Genomic DNA, 3,010 nt, shown 5'->3' on the forward strand with positions numbered 1-3,010 from the left:
GGGGACGCGGGCGCCGTCCAGCCGGCTGCCCCCGGGGGGCTCCGTCGAGCTCCGAGCCCCCCGGGGACCAGTGGTCAGCGGACGGCGCGGTTGCGACCGCCCGTCGTCCCGGCGTAGATGCCCACGAGGATCACCGCGGCGACGACCGCGAGGATGAACCCGAGGACGTTGAGCTCGAAGATGCCCCCGGTGCCGAGCAGGCTGGCGATGAAGCCACCGATCAGCGCGCCGACGACACCGAGCAGCATCGTCGCGACGATGCTCATCGACTGCTTGCCCGGCCGGATGAGCCTGGCGAGCGCCCCGATGATCAGGCCGACGACGATGAGCCCGAGGATGTCCATCACCATGGCGTTCTCCCTTGCAGCCGGGGGCGCGCCTGGAGTGGCGCGCCCGAACGACCGGTGCAGTACCCCAAGATCACACGCGCACACGCGGCGATGGCAGAGTCGCAGGTCACCCGGCAGGCAGCTGCTCCACGTGGGCGGGCAGCCGGTCGAGCTCGCCGTCCACCGTGCGCTGCACCATCTCGCGCACGCCGCCGCGCATCAGGCGCTGGGTGAGCCGCTGGGTGAGCCGGCCGTCGGAGCGCGGTTCGTGGCTGACGGTGATGGTCACGAGCGTGGCACCGGGGCCGGCGTCGGCGAGCTCGATCGTCGTCGTCCAGGTCTCCGGGGTCAGCCGCAGCCGGGTGGTGACCCGCTCGAGCGGCACCCACTCGACGATCTCGCCCTGGGGCGCACCGGCCGGTGGGTGCGCACCGTCGTCCAGGCGGCCGGGCACGCAGACGAACCGGGTGCCGCGGTCGGGCGCGCCGGTGCCCTCGACGACGTAGGAGACGTCGCACACGGCGCAGTACGGCGCGAGCACCGCCAGCGCCTCCCACACCCGGCGCCGCTCGTGGGGCAGCTCGCGGCTGCCGCTGGCGGTGACCGGTTGGGGCATGGGACCTCCGGGGACGACGGGGGCGGCCCCGCCGACGGTAGTCCGCGCCCGGTGTCCAGCGGCTTGCCGCGGGCCTGACGGCCTCCTTGCAGGGTCCCGCCGCGAGCCTGCGAGGGGCGAGGGGGTCCTTCTGTCAGCGGCCGCTGACCGAGACCTCGAACTCGACCTGGCTGACGTCGGGCCGCAGCCGGGAGAAGCTGTGCACCAGCGGGTGCCCGGCGCTGTCGCGGACCGTCGTGCGGACCACCAGGAGCGGCGACCCGGCGACCACGCGCAGCAGGTCGGCCTCGTCCGGTGCCGCGGTGTCGACGTCGACGACGATCCGCGCATGGGCCAGGTCGGCCGAGTACTCCCGGCGGAGGAACTCGTAGAGCGAGCCCTCGCTGAGGTCCGCCTCCGCCGCCTTCGGGTACGTGGCGGCAGGCAGGAAGCTGTGCGCCACGTGGTTCGGTGCGCCGTCCACGCTGCGCAGCCGGACCAGCTCGACGACGTCGGTCGCGGGCTCCAGTCCCAGCTCGGCGGCGACCGGCGGCTGGACGGGGACGATCCGCTGGGTGAGCACCGTGGTGCCCACCTGCGCGCCCTGCTCGGTCATCACCGAGCTCCAGCCGGCGATGCGGTGCACGAAGCTCTCGCGGTACTCGTGGCGGATCGCCGGACGGGTCACGTAGGTGCCGCGGCCCTGCTCCCGCACGAGGTGCCCGTCGGCCACCAGCCCGTCGACCGCGCGGCGCAGGGTGATCCGGCTGACCCCGTACTCCTCGCACAGGACCGGCTCCGGCGGGAGCAGCGTGTGCTCGGGCAGCGCGGACACCCGGCGGCGCAGGTGCTCGCGGACCGAGAGGTACTTCGGTCCCGACACGGCGCTCGTCACACCCCAAAGGTACTGCGGGTGTAGACGTCTGGTCGTCTACAGACGTCTCCCTCACCCGGCCGTGTCCCGTACGGGCCCGTGTCACTCCTCCGTGGAGGGGACGCGTGTGCGGCGGAGACGGACACCACACATGATGTGGTGTCTTCTCGGTGTCCTCCTCTGGGCACTGTCAGAAGTGGCCGAGCGCCGAGGGGCGCCGTGGACCGGAGGGGGGACCGATCGTGGCCCAGGACCACCGCGCCCGTCAGTACGCCTCCACGCACCAGCGGATCTACGAGGCCGCGATGGAGCTGTTCGCCGAACACGGCTACGAGGACGTGTCGATCGCCCGGCTGGCCGCGGCGGCCGGGGTGTCGGTGCAGACCTTCTACGCGCACTACCCCGGCAAGGACGAGCTCCTCATGGCGCTCCCGGAGCGCGCCGAGATCGACGCCCTGATCGCAACGGTCCCGGCCGACCGGCCGCTCGGCGAGCGGATGCGCTCGGCGATCCTCGGCTTCGTCCGCGGGCTGACCGGGAACGTCCGGTCCGACGCCCTGGCGCGGTGGCAGCTCATCGCGACCACGTCCCGCCTCCGCTACCGCGCGGCGGAGTACGAGCGCGCGACCGCGCAGCTGTTCCTGGAGTCCCTCGGCGTGGAGAAGGACACGGCCGCGGCCGTCGTCGTCACCGCGCACCTGTCGGCCTACACGCAGGGGCTGCTGCGCTGGGCGGACTCCGGCGACGAGCCGGCGCTCGAGGGGATCGTCCAGGAGGCCCTGGACGCGCTGCGCGAGCTGTGAACCTCAGGGCGCGCGCAGCTCGACGACCGCGACCTCGGGCCGGGCGCCGATCCGCATCGGCGGGCCCCAGAAGCCGGCACCGGTCGTGACGTAGAGCTGCGTGTCCCCGACCCGGGACAACCCCTGCACGGCCGGCTGGTCCAGCCGCACCGCGTAGTCGAAGGGCCACAGCTGGCCGCCGTGCGTGTGCCCGGACAGCTGCAGCCCGACCCCCGCGGCCGCCGCCTGCTCCACCTGCACCGGCTGGTGGGCCAGGAGCACCAGCGGAACGGCGTCGTCGCGGCCGTCCAGCGCGGCGTCGAGGTCGGCGCCGTGGCCGGGGACGCCGGAGCTGATCGCCGTCCGGTCGTCGATGCCGGCCAGGTCGACCGACGCGCCGCCGCGCACGATCGGCACCCGCTCGTTGCGC

5 protein-coding genes are annotated in these 3,010 nt (G+C 73.9%); 1 reads left to right on the forward strand and 4 read right to left on the reverse strand.

Features of this window, described 5'->3' with window-relative positions; translation table 11 throughout:
• Nucleotides 1-74 precede the first annotated feature (74 nt).
• The 3 genes from BLS21_RS24355 to BLS21_RS24365 all read right to left on the reverse strand — a co-directional run bounded on the left by BLS21_RS24355 (nt 75) and on the right by BLS21_RS24365 (nt 1,819).
• Nucleotides 75-350 (reverse strand): GlsB/YeaQ/YmgE family stress response membrane protein, encoded by a 276-nt coding sequence (locus BLS21_RS24355; protein ID WP_245700755.1) that lies wholly within the window; start codon nt 348-350, stop codon nt 75-77.
• 106 nt (nt 351-456) lie between these two features.
• A complete protein-coding gene (locus tag BLS21_RS24360) occupies nt 457-945 on the reverse strand; it encodes an SRPBCC family protein (RefSeq protein WP_091224494.1) in 489 nt (162 codons plus the stop codon).
• 133 nt (nt 946-1,078) lie between these two features.
• Entirely contained in the window at nt 1,079-1,819 is a 741-nt protein-coding gene (locus tag BLS21_RS24365; protein WP_245700757.1) for a GntR family transcriptional regulator, read from the reverse strand.
• 221 nt (nt 1,820-2,040) lie between these two features.
• Here BLS21_RS24365 and BLS21_RS24370 point away from each other — a divergent pair, with 221 nt between their 5' ends.
• Entirely contained in the window at nt 2,041-2,601 is a 561-nt protein-coding gene (locus tag BLS21_RS24370) for a TetR/AcrR family transcriptional regulator (protein WP_091224498.1), read from the forward strand.
• A 3-nt stretch (nt 2,602-2,604) separates the two neighbouring features.
• On the opposite strand, the gene BLS21_RS24375 is transcribed toward BLS21_RS24370, so the two are convergent.
• On the reverse strand, nt 2,605-3,010 hold a 406-nt coding region (locus BLS21_RS24375; protein WP_425431630.1), incomplete at its 5' end, for a metallophosphoesterase.

This window comes from Geodermatophilus siccatus, from assembly GCF_900103785.1.
GTDB lineage: Bacteria > Actinomycetota > Actinomycetes > Mycobacteriales > Geodermatophilaceae > Geodermatophilus > Geodermatophilus siccatus.